Genomic DNA, 5,174 nt, shown 5'->3' with positions numbered 1-5,174 from the left:
CTGCGGACTCCGCGATGAACACCGCCATCAGCTTCGCGACGAACACGAACTGGCAAGGCTACGGCGGCGAGTCGACGATGAGCTATCTGACGCAGATGCTCGGCCTCGCTGTGCAGAACTTCCTGTCGGCGGCGACTGGAATCGCGGTGTTGATGGCACTGATTCGCGGCTTTGTGCGTCACAGCGCACAAGGCGTCGGCAATTTCTGGGTCGACATGACACGCAGCACGCTGTACATCCTGCTGCCGCTCTCGTTCGTCCTGGCGTTGATCCTGACGGCGCAGGGAGTGCCGCAGAACTTCAAGCCCTACGAAACCGTTCCGCTCCTGCAAGCCACGACGCAGACGGAAACCGTCAAGGACACAGACGGACAAGCCGTCAAGAGTGCGGACGGCAAGGACGTTACCAAGGACACGCCTGTCACGGAGCAGTTGCTGCCGCTTGGCCCTGCAGCGTCGCAAATCGCGATCAAGCAGCTGGGGACCAATGGCGGCGGGTACTACAACGTCAACTCCGCGCACCCCTACGAAAATCCGACGCCGCTCAGCGATTTCCTTGAAGTCATCGCAATCCTGCTGATCCCGTTCGCGCTCTGCTACACGTTTGGAAGCATGGTCGGCGACCGTCGCCAGGGCTGGGCCCTGTTGGCCACGATGCTGATCATCTTCGTACCGCTGATGGTCGCCTGCACGATGGCCGAGCAGGCGGGCAATCCCGCACTGTCATCCGCCGGCGCAGACCAGGTTGCATCGGCGATGCAGGCGGGCGGCAACATGGAGGGCAAGGAGGTGCGCTTCGGCATTGCAAATTCAGCTCTGTGGGCGACGGCGACGACGGCCGCGTCAAACGGATCGGTCAACTCGATGCACGATTCGTACACGCCGCTTGGGGGCATGGTGCCGATGTGGTTGATGCAGCTCGGCGAAGTCATCGGCGGCGGAGTCGGCAGCGGTCTCTACGGAATGCTCGCGTTCGCGATCGTCGCGGTGTTCATCGCCGGCCTGATGGTCGGACGAACACCCGAATACCTCGGCAAGAAAATCGAAGCGTATGAAATGAAGATGGCAAGCCTGGTCGTGCTGATTCCCTGCGCACTGGTGGTGGTCGGGACCGCGATTGCGGTGATGGCGCCAGCGGGGATTGCCGGCGTCGCCAATCCTGGTGCCCACGGATTCAGCGAGATTCTCTACGCGCTGTCGTCGGCGTCGAACAACAACGGCAGCGCGTTCGCGGGCCTGTCCGCCAACACGCCCTTCTACAACACGTTGCTTGGGATCTGCATGTTCTTTGCGCGCTTCCCGCTCGCGATCGGGATGCTCGCAATTGCCGGATCGCTTGCGGCGAAGAAGCAGGTGCCCTCATCGGCGGGAACGTTGCCCACGCACACGCCCCTGTTTGTCGTGTTGCTTGCCTGTGTCGTTGTGGTGGTCGGTGCACTCACGTTCCTGCCCGCCCTCGCGCTCGGACCCATCGCCGAGCATCTCGGTTCGCTCGCGCACTGACCGACTTCGCGCCCGCACGCGCGCGCCCTCGCACTTTCCGGATCAATCGACATGACGACCATGACTGCCCGTACCAGCGCGTTGAGCCGGGAACTTCTTGTTCCGGCGATCGCCGACGCGTTTCGCAAACTCTCGCCACGCCAGCAGTTCCGCAACCCGGTGATGTTCGTGGTGCTCGTCTGCAGCATCATGACGACAGCACTATGGGTGCAGGCGCTGCTCGGACACGGCGAAGCACCGACCGGTTTCATTTTCTGGGTCGCGATCTGGCTGTGGTTCACGCTGCTGTTCGCCAACTTTGCCGAGGCAATCGCTGAAGGGCGCGGAAAGGCGCAAGCCAATTCGCTGCGCGGCGCGCGGCGCGACGTCGTCGCCAACAAGGTCGCAAGCCCGCAGACGCGTGCGGACGTCACGTCCGTTTCCGCCGCTGACCTGCGTAAGGGCGACTTCGTCGTTGTCAACGCAGGCGACAGCATTCCGGGGGACGGCGAGGTCGTCGATGGTGCGGCGTCAGTCGACGAAAGCGCGGTCACCGGCGAGTCGGCACCGGTCATCCGCGAATCGGGTGGCGACCGCAGTTCGGTCACCGGCGGCACGCGCGTGCTGTCGGACTGGATCGTTGTCCGCATCGCGAGCAATCCCGGTGAAAGCTTTCTCGACCGGATGATCGCCATGGTCGAGGGCGCGAGCCGTCGCAAGACGCCGAACGAGATTGCGCTGACCATCCTGCTGGCGAAGTTCACGCTGATTTTTCTGCTGGCCTGCTCGACGCTGCTGCCGTATTCGCTGTACGCGGTGGAGAGCGCCGGCCACGGCGATCCGGTCACGCTCACCGTGCTGGTGGCACTCCTCGTCTGCCTGATCCCGACGACGATTGGTGGCCTGCTCTCCGCGATCGGGATCGCCGGAATGGACCGGATGATCCAGGCGAACGTGATCGCGATGTCCGGACGCGCAGTCGAGGCGGCTGGCGACGTGGACGTTCTTCTGCTCGACAAGACCGGCACGATCACCCTCGGCAATCGCCAGGCGGTTGCATTCCATCCGGCGCCCGGCGTTGCGCTCGAGGTGCTTGCAGACACCGCGCAGCTCGCGTCGTTGGCCGATGAAACGCCCGAAGGCCGCAGCATTGTCGTGCTCGCGAAAGAGGAATTTGGAATTCGCGAACGCGCATTGCATGAGCTCGATGCGCATTTCGTGCCGTTCACCGCACAGACCCGAATGAGCGGCGTCGACGTTTCCGGACGCGCGATCCGCAAAGGATCGATCGATGCGATCCGCAATCATCTGGCTGCGCTCGGCACCACGCTGCCTCCCGCCGTACTCAAGGCCGCCGAAGACATCGCGCGAAGGGGCGGTACTCCGTTGCTGGTGGCAGAAAATGCGCAAGCGCTCGGTGTGATCGAGCTGAAGGACATCGTCAAGGGCGGCATTCGCGAGCGCTTTTCCGAACTGCGTCGTATGGGCATCAAGACGATCATGATCACCGGTGACAACCCGCTCACCGCGGCGTCGATCGCGGCGGAGGCGGGTGTGGATGATTTCCTCGCCGAGGCAACGCCGGAAGCGAAGCTGCAATTGATCCGCGACATCCAGGCGGAAGGCCGGCTGGTCGCGATGTGTGGCGACGGCACCAATGACGCACCCGCGCTTGCGCAGGCGGACGTTGCAGTCGCGATGAACAGCGGGACGCAGGCGGCCAAGGAAGCCGGAAACATGGTCGACCTCGATTCGAACCCGACCAAGCTGATCGAGGTGGTCGAGATTGGCAAGCAGATGCTGATCACGCGCGGCGCATTGACCACGTTTTCGCTGGCCAACGACGTCGCGAAGTATTTCGCGATCATTCCTGCGGCATTCGCGGCGACCTATCCCGCATTGAATGCGCTCAACGTGATGCACCTTGCGACTCCGCAAAGCGCGATCCTGTCGGCGGTGATCTTCAATGCGCTGATCATCGTCTGCCTGATTCCGCTTGCGCTGAAAGGCGTCCGCTCGCGCGCGGTCGGCGCCGGCGAACTGCTGCGGCGCAACCTGCTGGTCTACGGTCTCAGCGGCCTGATCGTGCCGTTTGTCGGCATCAAGGTGATCGACATGCTGCTCGTGTTCGCCGGTCTTGCCTGAGGAATGTCGATGCGTACCCATCTGATGCACACGGTTTCCGCTGTCACGCCAGAAGCGACCTGGGACCACGCCGCCGCCTCGATTCACGCGCCTGCAAAGGAATTCACATGTCCATGAGCCCTCCTGTCCGCGCACTCGCGCTGGCCCTGATCGCCTGCGTCACGACGGCCACTGCGCAAACGACCGAAACAACATCGCCCTCGTCGGTCGTCACCGGCAACATCGATCTGACGTCGGACTACATGTTCCGCGGCTTGACCCAGACCTGGGGTTCGCCGGCAGTGCAGGGTGGCGCAGATCTAGCGCTGTCGAATGGATTCGCCGCCGGATTGTGGGGATCGAGCATCAGCGGGAAGAGCTACCCCGGCGCATCGCTTGAGCTGGATCTCTATGCAAGCTACGGCCAGTCATTCAACACGGACTGGTCGTGGCGTGTTGGCCTCTACACGTATCTGTATCCGAAGGGGAATCTCGACGACGTCGGTCTCGCGTCGCGCACGTTCAACACCGCGGAAGCCAATGCGGCGCTGACGTGGAAATGGGTGACGCTGAAATTCTCGCGCGCGCTGACCGACTATTTCGGCCTCGACATCGAGCAGGGCTATCGCGACGATTCCAGGGGAACGGCGTACGTCCAGCTCGATGCGGCGATTCCATTCAACAACCTGTGGAGTCTCGCACTGCACGCAGCGTACACCGACATTGCAACGAGTCTTGCAGTGCCGCTTGGCAATGGTGCGTCGAATCCCGACTACACCGATCTGGGTGCAACGCTGAAATTCCAGGTCCATCCGCACTGGTCGGCCAGTGTTGGCGCCACCTACGCGAACAATGATGCGTTCTACAGCCACACCGCGAGTTTCACCAACGCCGCCGACACACGCAACACGGGTGGCACGCGCGGATTCGTGATGCTGCAAGGCACGTTCTAGAACCGTCGCAAGTCCTGCTGAATCCTGGAGAGTGTCATGGGCAAGATCATCCGCCAATCCGTCGTCATGCTGGTCCTTTTCACCATCGTCACCGGCATTGCGTATCCGTTGCTGGTCACCGGGATCGCGCAGGTCCTTTTTCCGCGCGCGTCCAACGGCAGCCTGATCGAACGGGACGGCAAGCCGCTCGGATCCGAGCTGATCGGACAGGCGTTTGCCGATCCGAAATATTTCTGGGGGCGCCCATCGGCGACTGCACCCTTTGCAAACAATTCCGCCGCGTCGGGTGGTTCCAATCTGGGTCCGACCAATCCGGCCCTCGCCGACGCAGTCAAGCAACGCGTGCAGGCACTGCACGCTGCGGATCCTTCCAACGCAATGGCGGTTCCGGTCGATCTCGTGACGACGTCGGCGAGTGGCCTCGACCCGCACATCTCGCCGGCAGCGGCGAACTATCAGATCGCACGGGTCGCACGCCTGCGTGGACTGGCCGAGGCCCAGGTCAGCGCTTTCGTCGCTCGTGCGACCGACGGACGGCAGTTTGGAGTGCTTGGCGAACCGCGCGTCAACGTGTTGAAGCTCAACCTGGCGCTTGACGGAAAGCTCTGACGATGAA

The 5,174-nt window shown here is 62.8% G+C and carries 4 protein-coding genes; all 4 read left to right on the top strand.

Features of this window, described 5'->3' with window-relative positions:
- On the top strand, positions 1-1,502 hold a 1,502-nt coding region (gene kdpA / locus ABIV12_RS12535; protein ID WP_348059768.1), incomplete at its 5' end, for a potassium-transporting ATPase subunit KdpA.
- A gap of 51 nt (positions 1,503-1,553) precedes the next feature.
- Positions 1,554-3,626: a potassium-transporting ATPase subunit KdpB gene (gene kdpB, locus ABIV12_RS12530; RefSeq protein WP_348059765.1), complete on the top strand. Its 2,073-nt coding sequence runs from the start codon at positions 1,554-1,556 to the stop codon at positions 3,624-3,626.
- 107 nt (positions 3,627-3,733) lie between these two features.
- A complete protein-coding gene (locus ABIV12_RS12525; RefSeq protein ID WP_348059763.1) occupies positions 3,734-4,558 on the top strand; it encodes a TorF family putative porin in 825 nt (274 codons plus the stop codon).
- Positions 4,559-4,594: 36 nt separating this feature from the next.
- Positions 4,595-5,167 carry a potassium-transporting ATPase subunit KdpC gene (gene kdpC, locus ABIV12_RS12520; RefSeq protein WP_348059761.1) on the top strand — a complete coding sequence of 191 codons (573 nt, stop codon included), beginning with the start codon at positions 4,595-4,597 and terminating at the stop codon, positions 5,165-5,167.
- Positions 5,168-5,174 lie beyond the last annotated feature (7 nt).

Source organism: Dokdonella sp. (assembly GCF_039926425.1).
In the GTDB taxonomy this organism is placed as follows: domain Bacteria; phylum Pseudomonadota; class Gammaproteobacteria; order Xanthomonadales; family Rhodanobacteraceae; genus Dokdonella_A.
This window is presented reverse-complemented; position numbering and strand designations above follow the sequence as displayed.

Bases quoted from the DNA above. Each gene is read 5' to 3' on its own strand.
- kdpC (WP_348059761.1), top strand. From the start codon at position 4,595: ATGGGCAAGATCATCCGCCAATCCGTCGTCATGCTGGTCCTTTTCACC.
- ABIV12_RS12525 (WP_348059763.1), top strand. From the start codon at position 3,734: ATGTCCATGAGCCCTCCTGTCCGCGCACTCGCGCTGGCCCTGATCGCC.
- kdpB (WP_348059765.1), top strand. From the start codon at position 1,554: ATGACGACCATGACTGCCCGTACCAGCGCGTTGAGCCGGGAACTTCTT.